We start from the raw sequence: 24,071 nt of genomic DNA, 5'->3' as shown, positions 1-24,071 counted from the left end.
CAGTTAAGCTGGCTTATACCATTGTACTAACCTCACTAGTGCCCGACCGTGATTAGCCAACCTTCGTACTCCTCCGTTACTCTTTGGGAGGAGACCGCCCCAGTCAAACTACCCACCAAACAATGTCCCAAACCCCGATTCAGGGGCCATGGTTAGAACTCAAAACATACAAGGGTGGTATTTCAAGGTCGGCTCCACGTCATCTGGCGACAACGCTTCATAGCCTCCCACCTATCCTACACATGTAGGCTCTAAGTTCACTGCTAAGCTGTAGTAAAGGTTCACGGGGTCTTTCCGTCTAGCCGCGGGTACACTGCATCTTCACAGCGATTTCAACTTCACTGAGTCTCGGGTGGAGACAGCATGGCCATCATTACGCCATTCGTGCAGGTCGGAACTTACCCGACAAGGAATTTCGCTACCTTAGGACCGTTATAGTTACGGCCGCCGTTTACCGGGGCTTCGATCAAGAGCTTCGACCTAAGTCTAACCCCATCAATTAACCTTCCGGCACCGGGCAGGCGTCACACCGTATACGTCATCTTGCGATTTAGCACAGTGCTGTGTTTTTAATAAACAGTTGCAGCCATCTGGTATCTTCGGCCGCCAATAGCTCCATCCGCAAGGGACTTCACCGTCAGCGGCGTACCTTCTCCCGAAGTTACGGTACCATTTTGCCTAGTTCCTTCACCCGAGTTCTCTCAAGCGCCTTGGTATTCTCTACCTGACCACCTGTGTCGGTTTCGGGCACGATCCTTATATTTCTGAAGCTTAGAGACTTTTCCTGGAAGCATGGCATCAATGACTTCATCACCTTAGTGACTCGACATCGTATCTCAGTGTTAAGAAAACCCGGATTTACCTAAGTCTTCCACCTACATACTTGAACCTGGACAACCATCGCCAGGCCCACCTAGCCTTCTCCGTCCTCCCATCGCAAAATATAAGGGTACGGGAATATTAACCCGTTTCCCATCGACTACGCCTTTCGGCCTCGCCTTAGGGGTCGACTCACCCTGCCCCGATTAACGTTGGACAGGAACCCTTGGTCTTCCGGCGGGGAGGTTTTTCACCCCCCTTATCGTTACTCATGTCAACATTCGCACTTCTGATACCTCCAGGATGCCTTACAGCTTTCCCTTCGACGGCTTACAGAACGCTCCTCTACCATGCTTATAAATAAGCATCCGCAGCTTCGGTGATATGTTTAGCCCCGTTAAATCTTCCGCGCAGGCCGACTCGACTAGTGAGCTATTACGCTTTCTTTAAAAGATGGCTGCTTCTAAGCCAACTTCCTAGCTGTCTAAGCCTTCCCACATCGTTTCCCACTTAACATATACTTTGGGACCTTAGCTGGCGGTCTGGGTTGTTTCCCTTTCCACGACGGACGTTAGCACCCGCCGTGTGTCTCCCGTGATTGCACTTGTTGGTATTCGGAGTTTGCATGGGGTTGGTAAGTCGGGATGACCCCCTAGCCCAAACAGTGCTCTACCCCCAACAGTGATACACGAGGCGCTACCTAAATAGCTTTCGAGGAGAACCAGCTATCTCTTGGTTTGATTGGCCTTTCACCCCCAGCCACAAGTCATCCCCTAATTTTTCAACATTAGTGGGTTCGGTCCTCCAGTTGATGTTACTCAACCTTCAACCTGCTCATGGCTAGATCACCAAGTTTCGGGTCTAATCCCAGCAACTATTCGCCCAGTTAAGACTCGGTTTCCCTACGGCTCCCCTATACGGTTAACCTTGCTACTGAAATTAAGTCGTTGACCCATTATACAAAAGGTACGCAGTCACCGAACTAAGTCGGCTCCTACTGCTTGTACGTACACGGTTTCAGGTTCTATTTCACTCCCCTCACAGGGGTTCTTTTCGCCTTTCCCTCACGGTACTGGTTCACTATCGGTCAATTAGGAGTATTTAGCCTTGGAGGATGGTCCCCCCATATTCAAACAGGATTTCTCGTGTCCCGTCTTACTCGTTTTCACTGCAAAGAAGTTGTCATATACGGGACTATCACCCTGTATCGTCGGACTTTCCAGACCATTCTACTAACTTCTAAACAGCTTAAGGGCTGTTCCAATTTCGCTCGCCGCTACTTTCGGAATCTCGGTTGATTTCTTTTCCTAAGGGTACTTAGATGTTTCAGTTCCCCTCGTTCGCTTCGTTAAGCTATGTATTCACTTAACGATGACACTAAGTGCCGGGTTGCCCCATTCGGAAATTCCAGGATATAACGCTTGTTATCAACTCCCCTGGACTTATCGCAGATTACCACGTCCTTCATCGCCTCTAATTGCCTAGGCATCCACCGTGCACGCTTATTCACTTAACCATACAACACCTAAAAAGTGTCACGCAGTGACGCGTTTTAGGTGTTGTTCCCAAGAGATTAACGTCTTTTTGTCAATGTCTGAGTGGGCAACACCATTTGGCATCACTACTTAATACTGATTTTTGTTTTGTATGTCGTTTCCAAGACGCTTGCGATTTCTCATATTTTACAATACAAAAAACAACATTCGTTTTTCGTGCACCTATCAATCATATGATTGAGTAGATACGTACTGTTCACATTTCACTACGTGAAAAATGAACTTTTTATTTTTGCTTGATTACAATAACTAGAATAAATTCTAATCATTGAGAACAATTTCGTTTCGTTTAAACATATTGATATTAATATCGATACGTTCAAACAGAACTTTATCAGCTTTCCTAATTGTTAAAGAGCAGTGTTACTTATATTTCAAAGAAAGACACTTTATAAGCATTCTAAAGAGAACATTTATAAAGTGATTCTTTTGGTTTCACAAAGAACAGTAAAAAAAGATTAAGTATCTTTTTTTATCGTAGTGTAGGTGGTATCCCCAAGGGGATTTGAACCCCTGTTACCGCCGTGAAAGGGCGGTGTCCTAGGCCTCTAGACGATGGGGACATAGAACTTCTGCACTTCTTCAGTCTAATCAAACAATCTGTGTGAACACTAACACGTAATTTGCCTAAGCAAATTAGCGTGGCCAGGAGGTTTATTTGCCTAAGCAAATTCACCGAAAGGCTCGTTAATGTGTTTCTTTACGTAAGGAGGTGATCCAGCCCCAGGTTCCCCTAGGGCTACCTTGTTACGACTTCACCCCAGTCATGAACCACACCGTGGTCATCGCCATCCCGAAGGTTAAGCTAATGACTTCTGGTGCAGCCCACTCCCATGGTGTGACGGGCGGTGTGTACAAGGCCCGGGAACGTATTCACCGTGGCATTCTGATCCACGATTACTAGCGATTCCAACTTCACGGAGTCGAGTTGCAGACTCCGATCCGGACTACGACAAACTTTATGAGATTCGCATACCCTCGCAGGTTAGCAACCCTTTGTATTTGCCATTGTAGCACGTGTGTAGCCCATCCCGTAAGGGCCATGATGACTTGACGTCGTCCCCACCTTCCTCCGGTTTATCACCGGCAGTCTCCCTAGAGTTCCCGGCATGACCCGCTGGCAAATAAGGATAGGGGTTGCGCTCGTTGCGGGACTTAACCCAACATTTCACAACACGAGCTGACGACAGCCATGCAGCACCTGTCTCAGAGCTCCCGAAGGCACTCATCAATCTCTTGGTGATTCTCTGGATGTCAAGGGATGGTAAGGTTCTTCGCGTTGCATCGAATTAAACCACATGCTCCACCGCTTGTGCGGGCCCCCGTCAATTCATTTGAGTTTTAACCTTGCGGCCGTACTCCCCAGGCGGTCTATTTAATGCGTTAGCTTTGAAACCCACGGCATATAGCCACAAACTTCTAATAGACATCGTTTACTGCGTGGACTACCGGGGTATCTAATCCCGTTTGCTCCCCACGCCTTCGCGCCTCAGTGTCAGTCTCTGTCCAGGTGGCCGCCTTCGCCACTGGTATTCCTTCAGATCTCTACGCATTTCACCGCTACACCTGAAATTCTACCACCCTCTACAAAACTCTAGTTAACCAGTTTCAAATGCAGTTCCAAGGTTGAGCCCTGGGCTTTCACATCTGACTTAATTAACCACCTACGCGCGCTTTACGCCCAGTAATTCCGATTAACGCTCGCACCCTCCGTATTACCGCGGCTGCTGGCACGGAGTTAGCCGGTGCTTCTTCTGCGAGTAACGTCACAGATACAGGGTATTAACCTGCACCCTTTCCTCCTCGCTGAAAGTGCTTTACAACCCGAAAGCCTTCTTCACACACGCGGCATGGCTGCATCAGGGTTTCCCCCATTGTGCAATATTCCCCACTGCTGCCTCCCGTAGGAGTCTGGACCGTGTCTCAGTTCCAGTGTGGCTGGTCATCCTCTAAGACCAGCTAGGGATCGTCGCCTTGGTAGGCCTTTACCCTACCAACTAGCTAATCCCACTTGGGCTCATCTTGTCGCGATAGCTTATAAATAGAGGCCACCTTTGGTCAAAAGACATTATGCGGTATTAGCAGTCGTTTCCAACTGTTGTCCCCCACAACAAGGTAAATTCCCAAGCATTACTCACCCGTCCGCCACTCGTCAGCAAAATAGCAAGCTATTCTCTGTTACCGTTCGACTTGCATGTGTTAAGCCTGCCGCCAGCGTTCAATCTGAGCCATGATCAAACTCTTCAATTTAAAGTTTAATTAGGTTATTTTCTACGAAGTAGAATTTAACCAAGCTCAATATTACTGACTAAAACTAAGTACCGAAGTACTTGTTATTCTGAATTAATCACCAAATATAAATATTTGGCCTGTTAATCATTGAAAGATAAATCTTTCAATGTAAATGAATTAATTCGTGTGTCACTTCTATTGATGTTACCTAAACAAGTTAGGTGTAACTTTCTGCAAGCAGAAGCGTTACTTTTTGATTATTTGAAATCACATCAACAATAAGTGCCCACACAGATTGTTTGATTAAATTGTTAAAGAGCGTGCCTTGCGGCGAGGTGCGCATATTACGCTACCTGCAAACAATGTCAAGATTTTAATTTCTTTTCAATCAACTCTACGAGTCATTAAAAAGCATCTTGGATTGTTCTAGGATTCAGTGTTGGCACAGTAGCCAGCCCGTTTCCGTGGATGCGCATTATAGGGATTAAGATCACATTGGCAAGCGTTTATTACAAATAAAAACACTATTTATTAAAAGGTTATATTTATGGTTAAAAATAACACTAATATTACTCTTTTGTGATTTTTATTGCTCTTCACACCAACGCTTAGCAACACTATGGGCAATCTTAAGATGATCCATCACTCGCGCGACCATAAAATCTTGTAATTCTTCAATTGAGTTTGGTTGATGGTAAAATCCAGGTGCTAATGGCATTACGGTAGCCCCTAACTCTGACAAGGTAAGCATATTCTTTAAATGTAATGTAGAAAATGGTGTCTCCCTTGGCATTACAATTAATTGCCCTTTCTCTTTAAAGATAACATCCGCAGCTCTCTCTATAAGATTATTTGATAAACCATTGGCGATAGAAGCCAATGTGCCACAACTGCATGGGCATATCACCATTTTATGTGGTGCGGATGAACCGGATGCGACGGGTGAAAACCAATCTTTAGCCGTTAAGAAAGTAATTTGTCCCTCCTTACTATTAAACCGTTCAACTAAAAAGTCGTTTATTGCTGGAGCACCTTCAGGCCAATCTTCACCGACTTCTGTTTTTAATACAATCTTGGCAGCTTCCGAGAGCAGTAAATAAACTTTAACCTTTGCACATACCAACTGCTCTAATAAACGTAAAAAATAACCGCTACCCGACGCACCTGTCACCGCTAATGTCACCGTATCTTTATATTCCATTATTCCTCCTTTAATCGATCAAGTAACTTCTGATGGATGTTAGCAAAGCCACCATTACTCATAATTAATAGGTGATCGCCCGATTGTGTAGTGTCTACCAAGCGCTTTATTAATGCTTCAATATCATGCTCTACAGTAACTTGTTGTACTTGCTCAGCAAAAAGAGCTTGGATAGACCAGTCAATATTGGCGTCTTCAAAACAATAGACAACATCCGCCATTGCTAATGAATTAACTAACGCTTCCTTATGAACGCCCATTTTCATCGTATTTGATCTCGGCTCTAATACAGCAATAATTCGCTCTTTACCCACTTTGGCTCGTAGTCCAGCGATGGTCGTCTGAATAGCTGTCGGATGATGGGCAAAATCATCATAAACAGTAATATTATTGACAATACCTTTTACTTCCATGCGACGTTTAATACTTTTAAATTCGGTCAATGCAGCTATTGCGATTTCAGGAGTTACTCCAACGTGACGCGCCGCAGCTATTGCCGCCAGTGCATTAGCGACATTATGGTCGCCCATTAAATGCCATGTTACCTCTCCCTGTTTTTTTCCCTCTAAATAAACAGCAAACAGGCTACCATCTTGTTTAATTTTTTGGGTTGACCAATCTTCCCCCAAATATTCGACTTCACTCCAACACCCCATCTGTTTGACAGCCATTAATGCTTGGTCTTGATTGGGGATAAATATTCGACCGCTGCTTGGCACGGTTCTCACTAAATGATGAAACTGTTTTTTAATTGCATTTAAATCTTCAAAGATATCAGCATGGTCAAATTCAAGGTTATTAAGTATTAAAGTGCGAGGATGATAATGTACAAATTTAGATCGTTTATCGAAAAAAGCACTGTCATATTCATCGGCTTCAATAACAAAAAAAGGCGTTTCACCTAATCTTGCAGAGAGGCCAAAATTTTCAGGCACCCCACCGATTAAGAAGCCTGGTTTCATCTGCGCATACTCTAAGATCCATGCGAGCATGCTAGACGTAGATGTTTTACCGTGGGTACCTGCAACAGCTAAGACCCAGCGATCTTTTAAAACATGTTCTAATAACCATTGCGGGCCAGAGATATAGGGGATTTGTTTATCTAATACGGCTTCAACACAGGGATTACCTCGACTCATGGCATTACCGATCACAACAAGATCTGGATTTATATCTAACTGTTTTGGATCAAAGCCCTGAATTAATTCTATCCCCTGCTCTTCAAGCTGTGTACTCATCGGTGGATAGACATTTTTATCACTGCCCGTAACTTTATAACCCAATGATTTTGCAAGAAGCGCTACACCGCCCATAAAAGTGCCACAGATACCAAGAATATGAATATGCATAAAAACCTCAAACGATAGATAGAAAAGTGAGAGTAACTGAAAGTAGAGCAATAAAAAAGGGCGAATACCCGAAGATATTCGCCCTATCTTTTTTATATAATGATTAAGCTTCGAATGCCGCTTGTAAGAAAGGAATGATTTGCTTCTTACGACTTACGACACCGGGTAATTCAATGGCATGATCAACAACTTTGCTATTGAGTGCTGCTGCCACCTTGTTAGCATCTTTACTAATAATCAAAGCGGTTGTATCTAATTTATTAATATCCGTTAATAACACGATGGTCGAATGGAAACCTTTATCTGCTTGCAACTGCCCCATTTCAATCAACATATCTGATTTCTTTGAAAATGCAGTTTCCAGTGAAGTTAACTCTAATTGACCGATCGCCAGCTTCTCACCGCCCATTTCAAATACTTTCTGATCGCGTAGAATGAGTTCTGCAGCAGGGACAAGTTTGATATCCGATTTAGCTTCAAATTGCGCTTCAGCAAAGGCTTGCATATCATCAACACCGGCAATTTTAGCTGATTTTGCGCTGCTATTTTGTCAATATCCGTTGTTGTTGGGCCTTGGAAATTAACGGTATCAGAGATGATAGCCCCCATCATCATTTTAGCCACAGTCGCATCTGGCGTTTGATTATGAAATTTATACATGTTGTAGACTATCGTTGCGCTACAACCAACAGGCCAAATCCAGCACTCTAATGGGGTCGATGTCGTAATGTCACCCAATTTGTGATGATCAACAATACCAAGTATTGTTGCTTTTTTCATATCTTCCGTGCCCTGTCCCCAATCAGAATAGTCAACAATAAAGATCTCTTCACCTGCAACAGAGGTACGAATCTCTGGTTGTGGTAAACCTGACTGTTCTAATAAGAAAAGCGCTTCAGGATTCGGCTCTCCTTGTAAAGCAGGGGTCGCTTCCTTACCTAATTTATTAAATAAGCTAGCAAGTCCGATAGCTGAACATAAGCTATCACAATCTGGGTTCTGGTGTCCTAGTACAATCATCTCGTTTTCCAATTTTGATATTAAGGTATTGCATGCAGAATAACCGATCTGCAAATAATATTTAAGCGTAAAATAAGTTTTTTTTAATTTTCATTAATCGTTTCTACTTCCGCAGGTGAGAGTTGTCGATATCTCGGTTTATTATTAAGGTCATCACCTCGAAGGTAGCGCCCATCCGTACAGCGGTAGATTAGGTATGCACGCTTAAAAAAAGCACACCCCAATGGTAATTCATAAAACCAGACTTGATTATTAATCCGCCTCTGTTCTTCATTACGCTTATACTCTGCAGCTCGTTCCCTTTTGGCATCAAAGATATCGTTACGAATAACAGAATCTCTTTTATCTATGGTGATCTCACCCGCAATGCAACTCAATGATAAAACAAGGCTTAAGACAACGAATAATTTCAATGACATAACAGCTCTCCCATTGGCAATTATTCTTTAATTGCAATAGTAATACCAATCGGAATAAATAGCTGATCTATTTTACTGGTTAAAATAACTTACTTTTTTGTTGTAAGTTTCGCAAAGGGAACAACCATTTGCGTCAACTTACGCCTCAAATTAAGCCATTTTTCCTGCGTAAAATTTAGATCACATACTTAATCCGATTGGTATAAACACAGACACTTATAGAAGAATAATAAAAATTTATACCGTTATATTTTGGCACAAAATATAACGGTTGTCAGATAAGGCCAAAGCCTTTCATTGAGTATTATCTATAAAACAACACTCAGATCGAAACAGGAGACCACCTTTTCAATATATTTATATACTGCAATAGACTTACATTTTAAATATCGCTGAGTACAATATCAGGTTAACTTAACGTAAATTTACTCACTTGCTGTGACATCGTATTGGAAGCTGATAAAAGCTTAGTATTAAGCAAACTAATTTGATCGGCTATTTCTTTTGTATTTTGATAAATATCGCTAATTTTAAGTGCATTATGGTTAACATCATCTGCCACTGCGGACTGTTGATGGGTAGCCGTTGCTATTTGCTCATTCATTCTATCAATAACACAAACATGAGAGACAATTCGCGTCAACTCATTTCCAGCCCTTTCTGCTTCTATAACACTTTCTTCAGCCTTTACTTGTCCGACTTCCATTGATTTCACCGCAACAGAGGCTCCCGTTTTTAATCGCTCAGTCATATTTTTAATATCTGACGTTGACTCCTTTGCTCGCTGCGCAAGATTACGAACCTCATCGGCTACAACCGCAAAACCGCGTCCCAAGTCTCCAGCCCGGGCAGCTTCAATGGCGGCATTTAAAGCAAGTAAATTGGTTTGCTCCGCTATACCAGAAATAACATCGAGCACACTGACAATGGAATGTATTTCTTTGTCCAATTCATTAATTGAATTAGATGCATGCGCCATTTCATCCGCCAATGATTTTATCGATTCACTTGTTTTGTCGACTTCAATACGACCCTCACTGGCTTCTTGACTAGCGCTTGATGATGCCTGCGCTGCTTCTACCGCATTTGCAGCAATTTGGGCAACAGTAGCGCTCATTTCAGTCATGGCAGAGGCCACCTGCTCTGCCTCAGAATAACCGATGGAAATATCGTCTTGCATTTTGCCCGTGTAGCCATTAAGTTGGTTAACCGAATCAATAATCAAACTTGAACTAGCACGCACACTTTGAATGACAGATTCAAAATCCGACATCATATCGTTAAAAGCAGTAGCTAACTCACCAAACTCATCATTTCCTTCATGGTCTATGCGTACACTTAAATCGAATTTTCTTCGTGAATCACTAATACGACTCGCGACATAGTAAAGGTTTTGATGAAGATATCTTGCAACCGAAAAACTTAATATAACAACGAGTAGAAACATCACGAAAAACAAACTTGCCAGCCAAATCATAGAGCTTGTAGAGGATTCAAGTTGAGCAAGTGTAACAGCGACTAAATCATCCGCTAATTGACCTTCAAATTTGCGAAGTAACTCAATCCAATCAGTCGATGTAGTAAACCAATCCACAGGATTTTGTGTTGCGATTTGCACGCTATCCTGAGATAACGCAATTTTACGGAACATTGTTACTTTATTCATTGCATCGCTGCTTAGCAATGTTTGGTAATCGCGTTTTAACTCATCAGCTACAAGGGCTAAGAAGCGCTCTTGATAGCTATTTTGCTCAGCAACTAATGTGACAAAGCGCGTAAAGGTGTTTACTTTAAAACCATTTTGGCCAAAAGTAGAGCTCAAAACCGCTCTTTCAATACCCGCCCTTTCTTTCATTTGTAAAAATGCACTAAAAGCAACCGCTTTTATCGCGATAGATTGATCTGCACCACTTTTAGCAGTCAAATCAACAATGCTTAATAAAATAGCATTTAGCTTCGTATAATAAGCAACTTCATCTGCAACCGATATAGATAAATCATCAACTTGTTGACGCACTGATGGCAATATCGCCAGCTGCTCTTGCACCTGAGATATTTCAGATTGAAAACCAACAGGTAAAATATGGGTAGATAGAAACTGATTAAATGAATCCCGGACCTTGTTCGTCAATGTTCGTTGGGCTGGCAGCTTATCAGCAAATGCCTTACCTTTAGAACCAATAAAGCCTGCACTCATTCCTCGTTCTTTTTGTAATTCATGAACCAAATTACTATTTTTAACTGATAATAGGCTTAATGACTGAACCCTTGATAAATCTTCACGATACTGATACTTATCATTAAGTAAAATTAGACCGTAAACCAGGCTGGCTAGTAGTGGTGGTAGGATGACTAAGCCGAGTTTTTGAATGATACTTATATTACCTATCCATTTCATTTTTCAGTTCCTTTGAGCGCTATTAATTAATACCAATCCGTATAAGTATCTGATCTATTTTGTTGGTTAAAATAATAGATAGCTGCGTTGCATTCAATCGTAATAGCCTGCTATTACTCAATCATACGCCTTGCTCTCCATCATTTTCCTTAACAAGCCCTGACCACAATATTATGCGGAATGGTATAAATAAAATACATGGATTAATGTTAGCTTAACTACTCAATAACTGCAGAACTAATTTAGGGAAATAGATATCAAACATCTAAATATCGACAATAAAATTTTCGTTAGCAGAGTATCACCAATGTATTGCCTACTTTCAATCATCTAATACCAACGGAGGGGTACAACATGTTGATGATCCTCCGTTTAGGTTATTTAATAGTAGGGATAGCCTTCTTCACATAAACATCAAAGCGGTTTTTCTTAGTTTTAATGGTCATAGTCGGTTTTTTGTCATTTAAATAGGGCGCGTAATCGGGACGTTTTACAACGACACGATAACGGGCTGCATTTAGCGCAACTTCAAGTAAATTATCCGCATCTAGATCCGCCCCGACGACACCTTGAAAAACGCGCATCTCTTTTTTAACTAATGCCGATTTCTTTTTGTGTGGGAACATCGGATCTAAATAAACCACATCCGTTTCATGCTGTTGTAAATATTCATAGCCAGAGCCAAAATGCAAGCGCATGCGTTGTTGCATCCAACTACCAATTTCGACATTCATATAAGCTCGCTCTAATCCATCTTCCAGCAAAGCAGCAGCCACCGGAGAACGTTCAACTAAGGTGACATTGCAGCCCAGAGATGCTAATACAAAGGCATCTCGCCCAAGTCCTGCCGTCGCATCAATCACATCAAGCTGCACACCCGCCTTTAAACCAATGGCTTTGGCAATGGATTGTCCTTTACCACCACCAAATTTACGGCGATGAGCAACAGCCCCTGATACAAAATCGACAAAAACTAAGCCTTGCTTAGCATCATCAACTTGCTCTAGGGCAAGATGGTCGGGTAAAAGATGTAATTGAAAATGGTCATTACGGGTGCTTAAAAAGCCCCATTTTTCACGTAATAACTTTGCTTTTGCGCTTAGTATTGCATCATTACAGATTAAAGGAATATCAATATTCATTACATTCGTCTCAGCGAAAATTACTTTTTATTCAAAAAAAAACCAGTCAATCGACTGGCTTTTTTATTATAAGCTACACCTTATAAGGGCGTTACTATATATAACAAGTCACCACTTGAAACTTGCTGACCGTTGGCGTTGATAATACGCTCGACACGGAATTTAGTTTCAGGATCATATAAAACGGCATCTTGACGATTAAAGCTATCTAATGTTACTGGTGAGAACATCTTCATCGCTTCCATTAAACCTAATGTTTTTGTCACAGTCACAATATCACCTTCCAATACAAAATCTGGCTCAGAAGGCGAAGATGCTCGGTAGAAAATACCGGCACTTTGTGCAATCACTTTAAGTTCATTACTACCATCAACACGGATAGATCAATCTTCACCACCCGTAGAAGCTGACGCTTCCATTTCGGCAATCATCACTTGCTGGTCTAGTTTAGCCATAAATTTAGGTAAATAAGTGGTATCGTAAACGCCTTTTAAGAAGGCCTCATCTTTTAAGATACGTTGTAATAAAGGAATATTGGTTGCAATCCCTTTGATGACAATATTATCTAAGAATTTAAGTAACTTCTTAACCGTATCATTACGATCCTTGCCGTGACAGATAAACTGTGCGACTAAGCTGTCGTAATATGGCGATACTTCTTTACCCTCGGCAATCATGGAAATAACTTCAACATCATCTTGCTCAGGCACTACATATTCAACGACCTTACCTGGATGAGGTAATAACTGCATCACACCATTATTATCAAGGGCCGCTTTCTCTGCCGTTACACGCACTTCGATGGCATAACCTATTTTACCTGGTTGCATATCTGCAATACTTTCACCTGAAGCAATCGCATATTGTGCACTAACAATATCAATACCAGACGTTGCCTCTGTTACTGGATGCTCAACTTGTAGACGTGTATTCATCTCCATAAAGTAGATAGCATCTTGGTCTAAGTCATAAATGAATTCAACCGTACCCGCACCCATATAATCAACAGCATCCGCTAAAGCTTCAGTATGCTTTAACGCTTCTGCTTCAAGTTTAGCAGGCAACATCGTCGATGCAGACTCTTCGACAACTTTTTGGTTATTACGTTGTACAGAACAATCTCGAATACCAAGCACTTTAGTATTACAGTGTTTATCACGCAACAGTTGTACTTCGATGTGGCGTAATGAAGTAATATATTTTTCTAAATATAAATCGCCATTACCAAATGCCCCACGCGCTTCGGCCGATACTTGGTTGAAGCCAGCAAACATATCTTCAGCTTTTTCAATAACCAAGATACCTTTACCACCACCGCCATTAACTGCTTTAAGCAGTACGGGATAACCTATGCTATTAGCAATATCAAGCGCTTGTTCTGCACCCGTTAAGATACCATGGCTACCAGGAACAACAGGCACTCCATTTTCTTGTGCCGTTTTAATTGCGTTAGATTTATTCCCCATAGTCAGCATACTGTTCATGCTTGGGCCAATAAAATTAATGTCATGGCTTACACATAAATCGGCAAATTGTGGACTTTCAGATAGGAACCCAATGCCAGGATGCAATGCATCCACTTCTTCATATTCAGCAACTTTCAATACAGAGCTAGCATTCAAGTAACTCTCATCTGAAGTATTACCGCCTAAGCAGACAAGTTTATCGCCTTTACCAAGCATATCTGCAGGTACGGATGTCATATCCGGATCCGATGCAACAAGGACAACATTAATATTGTTATCTTGTGCTTTACGAATAAGTTTAACCGCAGTACAGCCACGAGCATGGACGAGAACTTTCTTCACTGGCGACATTAATTCACGTGGATCTGCCTGTGAAAAATCATCAACGTTGATATCACAAACAGGTATAAAGCCCATTAATGCGCGTTGAATCGTTTCTTCAATGGTTATCACTGGCACTGGCATATTTTCATCGATATCGATTAATTTATCGTTGAGGTCATCCGAGAATGGATTAATAACTAAGCCATCCATTGCGCCTGGTACACGAGACAGGTAGTTCGATAACGTTGCGGTTGAAGGTAAATATGCAGGTACCACCATTTGTCCAGCAAACGGCATATTGGTACCCGATAAATAATAGGTTTGTACCAAGGGATGAGTAACAAAACTCGCTTGTGCACCACCCGTACAGTCGCCGTAGCCAAACATAACAACAGGTAAATCATTATCACGAATAAAACGTGTGATACGGTCATTAACAACAGACATTGAGAACAACGCTGCAGCACCTTCTTTGGTCTGCATCCCACCTGAACTTATAAACGCAACAACAGGTAGGTGTTGCTCAGCACATTTAACCAATAACGCACAGAATTTTTCTGCGCTAGCCATATCAAAGGCACCCGCTTGGAATGATAAGTTAGAAACAGCAATCCCCACCCTTTGGTTAGCACCGCTTTCTAGTTTAAACTCACCAATACCCGTTACTAACCCACATGGCTTAATATTTTTATCAAGCGCTTCTTCAATAGATAAACGGAATCCCGGAAACTCAAGTAAATTTGCGGTCATCAAATCTGCATTAGCTTCTTGGAAATTGGTAAAGAATTTCTCAATAATCTTTTCATGCGAGTTATTCTTTTTATTTTTCTCATTACGCAAGACAGCTTGAATTAAAAAATCTTGATACCCCATTGTTAGACGGTTCCAGAAATCTTTGCGGCGACCAATACGTACAGGGTTAATTGCCCCATTGTACTGCGAAGCATCTTCACGACTTTTATAGTAAGAAGGTAATATTTTTTCGAATAAATAGGTTAAGACAACAAATAAACTTGAGTTCATTTGCGGAGCACCAATACTCTTCCACTCTTCCACTTTAGCTAAGGTTTCACCACGATTACTTTGTTCTGAAAAGTTCTTTAGCCATGCGTTAAAGGTCAACGATAACTGCTCATAGTCATCTTCACTCACTTTACTTAAAGCCACTTTTAATGAACTACGCACCAAAGAGCTAACAGACTCACGAGACAACTCTTTAGTTGCCATTGCTTCTTTTGCAATAGAAGCTAAATTCCCCATGGTATTATCATAAAGGGCATTAAATACAAGCATATGACGACAATGCAGCAAGAAACACTCTCTTGTATCATGGTGTGTAACCACATCAAGAGTAGTCAGCTGACTGATATCTGGCCATGAGTCTGTAACAGGTACATTAACTTCATCTTCAAGATGTGAAATCAATTCTCTAAAGTTATTTTCAGCGCTACTTTTCCAGCGATTATATAAAGACCACGTTAAATTAATTAACAATTCACTACGTGCATTATCGTAGTTAGCTTGTGGCTCACCCAAAATTAATTTCGTGAAGATATTACGTTCAACACTTTTATCTTCTCGTTTTGCTAAGAATGATTTCCAGTTTTTATTGAGGGTATCATCGTAAATAAGCTTATCAGGGCTATTTAACCACGTAACAAACACTTCTCTACGATCTGCTTTTACACGAGCTTTAAGATCACCTTCTGGAATGGTTAACTTAGATAAACGACCATACTCACCTTTATAAATAGCACGAATACGCGAACGTAATGTTAAATAACGCATGTAACGATAAGTTGTACCAAAGGCATTATTATGTACTGTCGGATTTTTAGCGACAAGACGTGCATTTTCAGATGCACTTTCAATCGCTAACAATTTACTTGATGGCTCTAAATAGCGTCTTAAACTGCGATTATAGTGTTCTAAAATATCAGGGTATTTACGCACGAATTCAACAGATGTCGTTTCAATCGATAAGATGCTTGAAACCACCGCTTTTTGAAGATTGTGTTGACGCTCATCTTGGTCCACAGGAGAGTAATCAATGATTCCATCAATACAACCTGTTTCATATAACTCTTCAGGTGATACGCCAACTGACTGAGCACATTCTTGCCATGATAAATTATATTTACGCGCGATACTTTGTAAGCCTTTAGGCTGAATCGTATTAAATATACCATCACGTACCGAAAGTAAAATATTAGCCGTTGCCAATGGAATTGCGCCGCCAGAGTAACCAACGCCAACAATAATACCCACTGTCGGGACGTCAACATTCGCACTTTCTGTGATCATTTGAGAAATACTATGCGCTTGGTTTTGACTATTAGCGACTTCACCAGCATCCGCTCCAGGGGTATCTATCAGATAAACAATCGGCATTGATAAATCGGCAAATTTTCGGATTGCTTTGCTGGCCGCTAAATGGTGCTCAGGCATCCAAGCGCCATTATTAGAACTACGCTCTTGGCCAATAACACCAATTCGACGACTATAGCCACCAAAATCCAGTTCTATTTCTGCACTATAAAATGCCCCATTGACTTGTTCGGTAACAATTTTACCATTAAAGCCAGCAACAATGCTTTTTACGCCTGGGCGTTTATTATCTTCCGCGGGTTCAACTGTGCGCGCAATATAAGCATCAACATCTAACTTTTTAATTGTCTTTAAATTTGATTTAATTCGCTTGCGATCAATCAAGCCTTCTAAATGTTCTGTATTTGATGGTAATGAATTATCTGGAAATAGCGAGAAGTCTTTAGCGATATGCTCAGCATGAAGAAATAGTGGATCAGCAATATGGTTTGCTTCAAACTGAGATGAAGGTTTCCCTAGCATACAATACCCTTACAAAATAGTATTAAAAAATAAACGCAATAATTTACAACTTATTAACTTATGATTCCAGTACTGATTATAGCAAGGAGTGAAATCATCAGGTAATAAATCGTATTCTGTGAGATTCGAACAGTAATTAATTATAAATAGTATAGCAATTTCTGCTATTCGTTTAACAACACCCAACAAATAGCAGAAATATAGAACACTTAATTTAAATAATTGTCAGGTAATGCAATTTGTGCAACACCTGTATCAACAGCAGCCTGTGCAACGGCACCTGCAACTTCTTTTAGTAGACGTGGGTCCATCGGTTTTGGAATTATATAACCTTTTCCAAAACTTAGCGAAGAATAACCACTCGCTTTTAGGACCGACTCTGGTACTGGTTGTTTTGCAATTTTACGAATAGCATGGACAGCAGCCACTTTCATTGCATCGTTAATTTCAGTCGCACGTACATCCAGTGCACCACGGAAAATGAATGGAAAACATAAAACATTATTCACTTGGTTTGGATAATCACTGCGCCCCGTCGCCATAATAAGATCCGCACGTGCAGAGTGTGCTAGTTCTGGATTGATTTCTGGATCAGGGTTTGAACAGGCAAAAATGACTGGGTTTGCAGCCATTAATTTAACATCTTCAGCCGATAAAACATTTGGCCCGGATACACCAACAAAAACATCTGCACCGTTCATCACATCTTGCAATGTACGTTGGTCGGTATTATTTGCAAAACGTCTTTTATATTCATTGATATCATCACGACAGGTATGAATAACCCCTTTGCGATCTAACATATAAATCTTTTCACGCAGCGCACCACATTTAATTAAAAGCTCCATACAGGCAATTGCAGCGGCCCCAGCACCCATACAAACGATTTTGGCTTCTTCAATTTTTTTACCTTGAATTTCCAATGCATTGATCATCGCTGCGGCGGTTACAATCGCAGTACCGTGTTGATCATCGTGAAAAACAGGGACACTACAGCGCGCCTTTAATGCTTTTTCAATTTCAAAACATTCTGGCGCTTTAATATCTTCAAGGTTAATCCCCCCAAAGGTATCTGCAATATTAGCAACGGTATTAATAAACTCTTCAGATGTACGATGCTTTACTTCAATATCAATTGCATCAAGGCCCGCAAAACGTTTAAACAACAGCGCCTTGCCTTCCATTACCGGTTTTGAAGCAAGCGGCCCTAAGTTACCCAAGCCTAAAATAGCTGTGCCATTCGTAATAACGGCCACTAAATTACCTTTTGCAGTATATTTATAGACGTCATCTGGATTAGCCGCTATTTCACGAACGGGCTCTGCCACACCGGGGCTGTATGCTAGCGACAAATCATCAGCAGTTTCAGCTGACGTCGTTATTTCAATGCTAATTTTCCCGGGTTTTGGAAAAGCATGATAATCAAGCGCTTGTTGGCGTAAATCTGACATTTCTAAATTCCATTGTATGAAAGGACAAAAAAAGAGTGTGATGATAGTCAAAATATAAACAGATTTACAGTGTTAATTTTTTATATAACTACTTATTTACAGCAATTAGCAACGAAAATATAAAAATTCATTCTCTATCCAAACGACTAGTGCAATATTTGTACAGGGTGATAAAGCGCTAAATAGGGTTTCCCCTTAAAGAGAGTCAACCGTCCCCTTAACAGCAGAGATTGTTGTCGTGAAAAATTAATTCCAGCAAATAATGGCAGGCAATCACGCTTAATTTTCACCATTAAATGGTTATCTAAGGTCAATAGGATATTTTTACTATCTTCACTGATATTGCTAATTTTCCCCGTAACATAGAGATAACCTTAATAGCTCTTTTTTAAATCAGTAGCACTTAAGGGGGTAAAACTTGACCAAATCCCTTTTTTAGCGGCCCGCGCTTGATTTTCCGCACCTTGAAAACATGACCAAAAGCGGTCGTTACCAGCAACCACCCATTGTTCCGCTAATCCTGCTTGCAATTGTAACAAAGCTAGATTGCGTCCCGTCTTACTATAGACATAGGCGAGCAATCGTCCATATTTGTCCTGTCTTTGTTTATCAAAAACAAGGTGTAACTTATCCCCCTTATTAATATACTTTTCTAATAGTATTTTCGCATCAATCGCAAAGGGTTCTGATTTATGCCGCTCTCGGTGGTTAATCTCTGGTGTATTAATACCAATAAAGCGCACTAAACGACCATCACTAAGGGTGACCGTATCGCCATCATTGATTTTTTTTAGGGTGACCGTTTCCTGCCACGTAACAGCAGGGCAAGCGGCACCGGCATAGGAAATGTAAAGAGAAATGTAAAGGGCAGAAAATAAAATAATAAATAGACGCATCCCGCCCCCTTTCCATTAAATATCTTTAATCATCCAAACGTCACAGCCATCGTGAATAGTCCCCGAACGGTTGCGATAAATGGGTAAAGCCAAGCTGCATATATAACGCGATAGCGGATTGCATCGTTGCTAGGGTATCTAAATAGCAGCGTTGAAAACCGTTATGTTTAGCAAAATCAAGACAAGCCTGTGCGAGCGCCTTGCCAATACCTAAGCCACGACTTTCAGGTATAAGAAATAACTTGCGTAATTCACAGACGCCTTGCTGCTCAATGAAAGGGGCGATACCACAACCACCGACAACCTTACCATTGATTATAGCTACCAAGTAGAGACTTTTATTATCCTCTTGATAGTGTTTGCTCATACACTTAACCTCCTCATCCGAGGGGCCAAAACCTTCACCGATTGCGCCATATTCAGCACCCACACTCTCGATAATTAAACGTAGTGCATGATCGTGCTCTGCGCCTATTGCCTGTATCTGATAACTCAATGAATGACTCCCTAGTTGCAGCTGATAACATAACCACTAAAACACGCGATAATGTAATAGCGACTATAATGATTGTATCCTTTAAGTAAAGCCTATACCTGTATCAATAATAAGGGAGTATTTTTTATGCACATATTAAACAAAGTGAGTTTATTATCGGCATTAGCCATATCATTAACCGCCTGCGGTGGTGGAAGCGGTGATGGCCTTGAAAGTAAAAGTGCGCAACTCACTTTTGCCGTCTCCGACAGCCCAGAAAATGTACAAAATGTGGTCATTGCATTTAAAAATGTATCTATAAAACGCGTTGATAATGATGAAAATGACGGACAACCCGGAGAGATCATCGCTATGCAAGATGAACAAGGTGCAGAGACAGAGTATCGCCAAGTAGATCTATTGCAATTTCAAGGCGAAGATGCCGCACAACTATTTACCGGAATATCGCTTGTCCCTGGCGATTATCAGATGTGTATTTACATCGTAGATGGAACTGGATCCGGAAACCCCGATGACTCCTACGTTGTCGAGGAAGACAATAGCGTTAAGGGATTACAAACACCATCAAATGGTTCCTGTGCGGGTTATAAACCCGATGATGAAGCAATGACCGGACGTTTAAAAACAGACACCTTTACCATTCATGCAGGCAATAATTATTTAGTTGCTGAATTTAACCTGATGAAAGTACTCAAATCCCCCGTAGGTAATAAAGATTATTGGACCTTAAAACCCACTGGCTATGAATTGGTCCATGCAGATGATGCAGGCACAATTCAAGGATCTGTTGATAGTAACGTTGTGAATAATTGTCTTGGTAGTGTTGCCATGGCTTATCTTTACCCACAAACAGAAAATAGTTTAATGGGTGACTTCAGAAACGATGAAATAGCGCAATACAGCTACCTAGGGCAACCAATGCTAGCGCCACTTGCCGCTGCCAAAGTAAACGAACGTATAGTAGAGAGTGATACCCTCTATGAATATGAGTTTGGTTTTGTACGAGTGGGAGATTACAGCATAGGTTACACCTGTAGCAGCGATGATACCGAGCTTGCTGAGCCCGTTGTTGCCGATCCTAACGTCACCGAGCCACCTGTGCCTAGCCTTATTTATCAAAATGCGCCAGCCGTGAATGTGAGTGTTATTGCAGGAGAAACGGTGACCGCTGCGACCATTAGCGAACAGCAGTAAGCGCAGAAATAACGCTGTATTTATTGATGCCGCACCTTTAACCGCGGCATTTTTTATCTGCGTTTAAAAGCGATCTCCATTAAAAAAAGCGAGCCGCTGTTGATAACGTAATTGCGCCGCATCTAATGAAACGGGTTTAAAACGAACTTTTTTTCCTACCGATTGCTGTGCTAATAAACTTAAATCAGAGCGTGCTACACACCCTATTTTTGGATACCCACCTAGGGTTTGTCTATCCTGTAATAGAATAATGGGCAATCCATCTGCGGCAATTTGAATACTCCCCAAGGCAATGCCCTCGGAAATAATCCCCTTTAAATCTCCGGCTAATGGCTCCCCCGTGAGGCGCATGCCCATGCGATCACTTTGTGCAGAAATGCAATATTCGCCACTATAAAACTGCTTTTTCTGTGCTGCAGTAAATGTATCTACCTGATAAGATTCAATCACACCAATCGTAACCGATTGTTCATAATTGGGAACATATTGACTTGGCATTACAAATTGATGCTGTTCGATACGTTGTGGCAAGATGGCTAACCGGTCACCCGCTTGCAGTTGTCCACCATCGCCATTGAGCCCCCCAATCGCATTACGCGCTACGGTGCTATTACTGGCGTACTGTTGCGCAATTTGAAAGCCACCTTGAACCGCTAAATAAGCGCGCATACCACTACGCGCAAATCCCAGTTGTAATGATTCGCCGCGTTTAACAATAAAGCTTCGGTTATTACGCTGCACTGTTTTTTGTCCAGATGAGTGACGAATAACCGCCTGCATATCAGCCCCCGTTAAGGCCAATTGACAATCACACTCAGCAAAAAACTCAGATTGACCAAAGGTAATTTCAAGCAAGCAACTATCCGATCTATTTTTAAGTAGATAATTAGCCCAACCAGCGGCTATTTCATCACAGCATCCCCCCTGACTTAACCCCTGTTTGGCAACACCATAGCGACCGCCATCCTGTAATTGGCTAAACATGCCAGCCTGTTTTACCACTAAGCCAATTGAATTATTCATGGCGAACGACTCCGCCTAATTCGGCAAAATGCGTCGCTGAAATGGCAGTAAACTTGACTCTATCACCAACCTTAAAAGGGGTGATGGGATCGCGATGATGATCAAACAAAGTGATCGGGCAGTTACCTATAATTTGCCAGCCACCGGGGCTATCGCTTGGATAAACCGCAGTTTGTGCATCGGCAATAGCGACACTGCCAGCAGGTACAAAATGACGAGGTGTAGCGTGACGGGGAGCTTGAATAGCGGCGGGCACCTCTGCTAAAAAGGCAAATCCCGGTGCAAAGCCAATGGCACAAACCCGATAAATAGTCTCACTGTGTAATTGAATAATTTCAGCAACGGTTAAGTTTGTCCGTTGTGATAAGGCATCGAGATCCCAACCGACACTCACATCATAAAATACAGGCAGCTCGATTAAATGAGTCTCTTCTTTTCCTTGAACCTCGCAGGGGGCAAGCGCGATGATCGCCTCTAACTGTTTAGCGACATCCAGCGGGCTTACCTGTAGCAGGTCATACTCAACTAAAATGGTGGTGTAAGACGGGGTTATATCGAGTAAAGCAGCGCCCAATTGTAACTCTATTTGCGTCACCCAATAGGCAATTTGATCAATTAAAGAGAGGTCAATTTGTGGGGCTAATTGGATCAAAAAACAATTTTCATTAACAGGAGAGATAGTTGTCATTTGTTCACTCAGCGATTAATAATTAATTGTCGCAACTCGCTAATGAGATGAATTGCAACGGGGTTATCACCATGAACACAGATAGTATCAACCGGCAATTTGATAGACTCACCACTAACACTAATGACACGCTGTTCATCAATCAGCAGCTGAACCTGTTTTTTTATTAAAGCGGGATCACTCAACAGCGCTCCGGGCTCTTTGCGTGATAGCAGATAACCTTGATCATCATAGGCGCGATCGGCAAAGGCTTCATAGAGCAAGGTTACCCCCGCACTCGCAGCTATTTTTTGATACGCCTGCAAATCAGGTCGAGCCAAAATCATTAAAGCCAATGGCTGCTTAAAACTAGCAAGCGCATCTATAATTGCACTAAAGAGACCTATATCAACCATCATATCGTTGTATAACGCACCATGAGGCTTCACATAGGCTAATTGTGTGCCATGCAATGCACATAACGCATCCAGTGCTCCGACTTGATAACAGATTAAACGCGTAATTTGCGCGGGGCTATGGGCGATTGAACGACGCCCAAAGCCTTGCATATCGTGATAAGCAGGATGAGCGCCAATTTGTACCTGATACTGTTTAGCCAAGGCGATAGTAACCGACATCACATCGGGATCGCCAGCATGAAATCCACAGGCAATATTAGCTTGATCAATATAAGGCATCACCTGTGCATCTGCGCCCATATTCCAAGCACCGTAACTTTCACCCATATCACAATTTAATTTCATAGTTATCCTCACGACGCCGGATGTGGTTGGCTGTCGTCAACACTATGGTCACAACTGCCATCATTTTTACAATCATTGCTGCCATCGCGATCGGTATCCACGCGATGATGCATAGGTTTAACTTCGTTAAATTTGGCCTTGCTATTCGTTTGAAATAGATTGAGCAGCTGTAGTTTTTTTTCAATCCGGTGATTAGGATACTCACTCAGTGATTGATGCTCACCATGTTGTAAAAAAGAAATGCGAAGCCCATCATGAATTAACTCAATATGTTCATCAAGAATACGATCGCCCAAAAACAGCGAGTCAACATGGTCACTCAACTGCGTGTTTAAGTCATAGGAAAAGAGCCCGACATAAAAAAAGACACCACTACCTGCCACATTAATAACAAAAGGGGCGGCAAAATAGAGAAGAGGCCCTTGCTGCCTATTTAATAGGGTTACTTTAGCAAGGTTTAATAGCCCTACCCCTTTATCATATAACGCTTCCTGTTGCGCTGTAGCCTCCCTTAACATGAGTTGATAATCTCCTCTTAAGTAGAGGCGATGATGCACGGACTGCATTTTATTTAAGGTCACTTTTGCATCATGTTCGGGAATATCAATGGTGACAGGATGACTACCACTCAACGCCTCTTTGACCAGCTTAGTGATACGTTGGTTGCAACTTTGTCGCTGATCTTGATTAAGCGTTTTACTATGACCACACTCATCAATTAAATCGTGATGGCTATGCCACAACCAACCGCTAAACAGTGAGGCAATAATCAACAATATGACGACTTTAATGGCCTGATTCATA

The 24,071-nt window shown here is 41.7% G+C and carries 15 protein-coding genes, 1 tRNA gene, 2 rRNA genes and 1 pseudogene; 1 reads left to right on the top strand and 18 read right to left on the bottom strand.

The window, feature by feature from the left end; all coding sequences use genetic code 11:
• The 14 genes and pseudogenes from AB1A03_RS04950 to AB1A03_RS04885 all read right to left on the bottom strand — a co-directional run.
• A 23S ribosomal RNA gene (locus tag AB1A03_RS04950) occupies nt 1-2,335 on the bottom strand; the annotation flags it as partial.
• Between the two features lie 527 nt (nt 2,336-2,862).
• Nucleotides 2,863-2,938 (bottom strand) — tRNA-Glu (locus tag AB1A03_RS04945).
• Between the two features lie 142 nt (nt 2,939-3,080).
• Nucleotides 3,081-4,625, bottom strand: a 16S ribosomal RNA gene (locus AB1A03_RS04940).
• A gap of 568 nt (nt 4,626-5,193) precedes the next feature.
• Nucleotides 5,194-5,808: a flavin prenyltransferase UbiX gene (locus AB1A03_RS04935; RefSeq protein WP_354623456.1), complete on the bottom strand. Its 615-nt coding sequence runs from the start codon at nt 5,806-5,808 to the stop codon at nt 5,194-5,196.
• Complete coding sequence (gene mpl, locus AB1A03_RS04930) at nt 5,808-7,157, bottom strand: UDP-N-acetylmuramate:L-alanyl-gamma-D-glutamyl-meso-diaminopimelate ligase (RefSeq protein WP_354623454.1); 1,350 nt, start codon at nt 7,155-7,157, stop codon at nt 5,808-5,810. Before mpl ends, AB1A03_RS04935 begins: the two co-directional genes overlap by 1 nt.
• Before the next feature lie 103 nt (nt 7,158-7,260).
• Nucleotides 7,261-7,593 carry a DHHA2 domain-containing protein gene (locus tag AB1A03_RS04925; protein WP_354623486.1) on the bottom strand — a complete coding sequence of 111 codons (333 nt, stop codon included), beginning with the start codon at nt 7,591-7,593 and terminating at the stop codon, nt 7,261-7,263.
• Nucleotides 7,533-8,177, bottom strand: coding sequence for a DHH family phosphoesterase (locus tag AB1A03_RS04920; protein ID WP_354623453.1), 645 nt, complete (start codon nt 8,175-8,177; stop codon nt 7,533-7,535). Before AB1A03_RS04920 ends, AB1A03_RS04925 begins: the two co-directional genes overlap by 61 nt.
• A gap of 83 nt (nt 8,178-8,260) precedes the next feature.
• Nucleotides 8,261-8,596: a hypothetical protein gene (locus tag AB1A03_RS04915; protein ID WP_354623451.1), complete on the bottom strand. Its 336-nt coding sequence runs from the start codon at nt 8,594-8,596 to the stop codon at nt 8,261-8,263.
• A 409-nt stretch (nt 8,597-9,005) separates the two neighbouring features.
• A complete protein-coding gene (locus AB1A03_RS04910) occupies nt 9,006-10,994 on the bottom strand; it encodes a methyl-accepting chemotaxis protein (protein ID WP_354623449.1) in 1,989 nt (662 codons plus the stop codon).
• Between the two features lie 377 nt (nt 10,995-11,371).
• Nucleotides 11,372-12,136, bottom strand: a complete 765-nt coding sequence (locus AB1A03_RS04905; RefSeq protein WP_354623448.1) for a class I SAM-dependent methyltransferase — start codon at nt 12,134-12,136, stop codon at nt 11,372-11,374.
• 80 nt (nt 12,137-12,216) lie between these two features.
• A pseudogene (locus tag AB1A03_RS04900) lies at nt 12,217-16,776 on the bottom strand (ATP-binding protein).
• Nucleotides 16,777-16,985: 209 nt separating this feature from the next.
• Nucleotides 16,986-18,227 (bottom strand): malic enzyme-like NAD(P)-binding protein, encoded by a 1,242-nt coding sequence (locus tag AB1A03_RS04895; RefSeq protein ID WP_354623447.1) that lies wholly within the window; start codon nt 18,225-18,227, stop codon nt 16,986-16,988.
• Between the two features lie 374 nt (nt 18,228-18,601).
• Complete coding sequence (locus AB1A03_RS04890; protein WP_354623446.1) at nt 18,602-19,123, bottom strand: thermonuclease family protein; 522 nt, start codon at nt 19,121-19,123, stop codon at nt 18,602-18,604.
• 40 nt (nt 19,124-19,163) lie between these two features.
• A complete protein-coding gene (locus tag AB1A03_RS04885; RefSeq protein WP_354623444.1) occupies nt 19,164-19,619 on the bottom strand; it encodes a GNAT family N-acetyltransferase in 456 nt (151 codons plus the stop codon).
• 126 nt (nt 19,620-19,745) lie between these two features.
• Here AB1A03_RS04885 and AB1A03_RS04880 point away from each other — a divergent pair, with 126 nt between their 5' ends.
• On the top strand, nt 19,746-20,813 hold the full coding sequence (locus tag AB1A03_RS04880; RefSeq protein WP_354623443.1) for a DUF4382 domain-containing protein: 1,068 nt from the start codon (nt 19,746-19,748) through the stop codon (nt 20,811-20,813).
• 63 nt (nt 20,814-20,876) lie between these two features.
• On the opposite strand, the gene AB1A03_RS04875 is transcribed toward AB1A03_RS04880, so the two are convergent.
• Genes AB1A03_RS04875 through AB1A03_RS04860 form a run of 4 tightly spaced genes read right to left on the bottom strand, consistent with a single transcriptional unit; the run spans nt 20,877 to nt 24,070 of the window.
• Nucleotides 20,877-21,836 (bottom strand): 5-oxoprolinase subunit C family protein, encoded by a 960-nt coding sequence (locus AB1A03_RS04875; protein WP_354623441.1) that lies wholly within the window; start codon nt 21,834-21,836, stop codon nt 20,877-20,879.
• The gene (gene pxpB / locus AB1A03_RS04870; RefSeq protein ID WP_354623439.1) at nt 21,829-22,524 is read right to left on the bottom strand and encodes a 5-oxoprolinase subunit PxpB; all 696 of its coding nucleotides are present in this window, start codon (nt 22,522-22,524) and stop codon (nt 21,829-21,831) included. The genes AB1A03_RS04875 and pxpB overlap by 8 nt, the downstream gene beginning before the upstream one ends.
• A gap of 8 nt (nt 22,525-22,532) precedes the next feature.
• Nucleotides 22,533-23,267 (bottom strand): 5-oxoprolinase subunit PxpA, encoded by a 735-nt coding sequence (locus AB1A03_RS04865; RefSeq protein WP_354623437.1) that lies wholly within the window; start codon nt 23,265-23,267, stop codon nt 22,533-22,535.
• Between the two features lie 8 nt (nt 23,268-23,275).
• Nucleotides 23,276-24,070 (bottom strand): hypothetical protein, encoded by a 795-nt coding sequence (locus AB1A03_RS04860; protein WP_354623436.1) that lies wholly within the window; start codon nt 24,068-24,070, stop codon nt 23,276-23,278.
• Nucleotide 24,071 lies beyond the last annotated feature (1 nt).

This window comes from Psychromonas sp. MME2, from assembly GCF_040566515.1.
Lineage (GTDB): Bacteria > Pseudomonadota > Gammaproteobacteria > Enterobacterales > Psychromonadaceae > Psychromonas.
The sequence above is the reverse complement of the archived record's forward strand: the minus strand, read 5'-3'. Positions and strand labels throughout refer to the sequence as shown.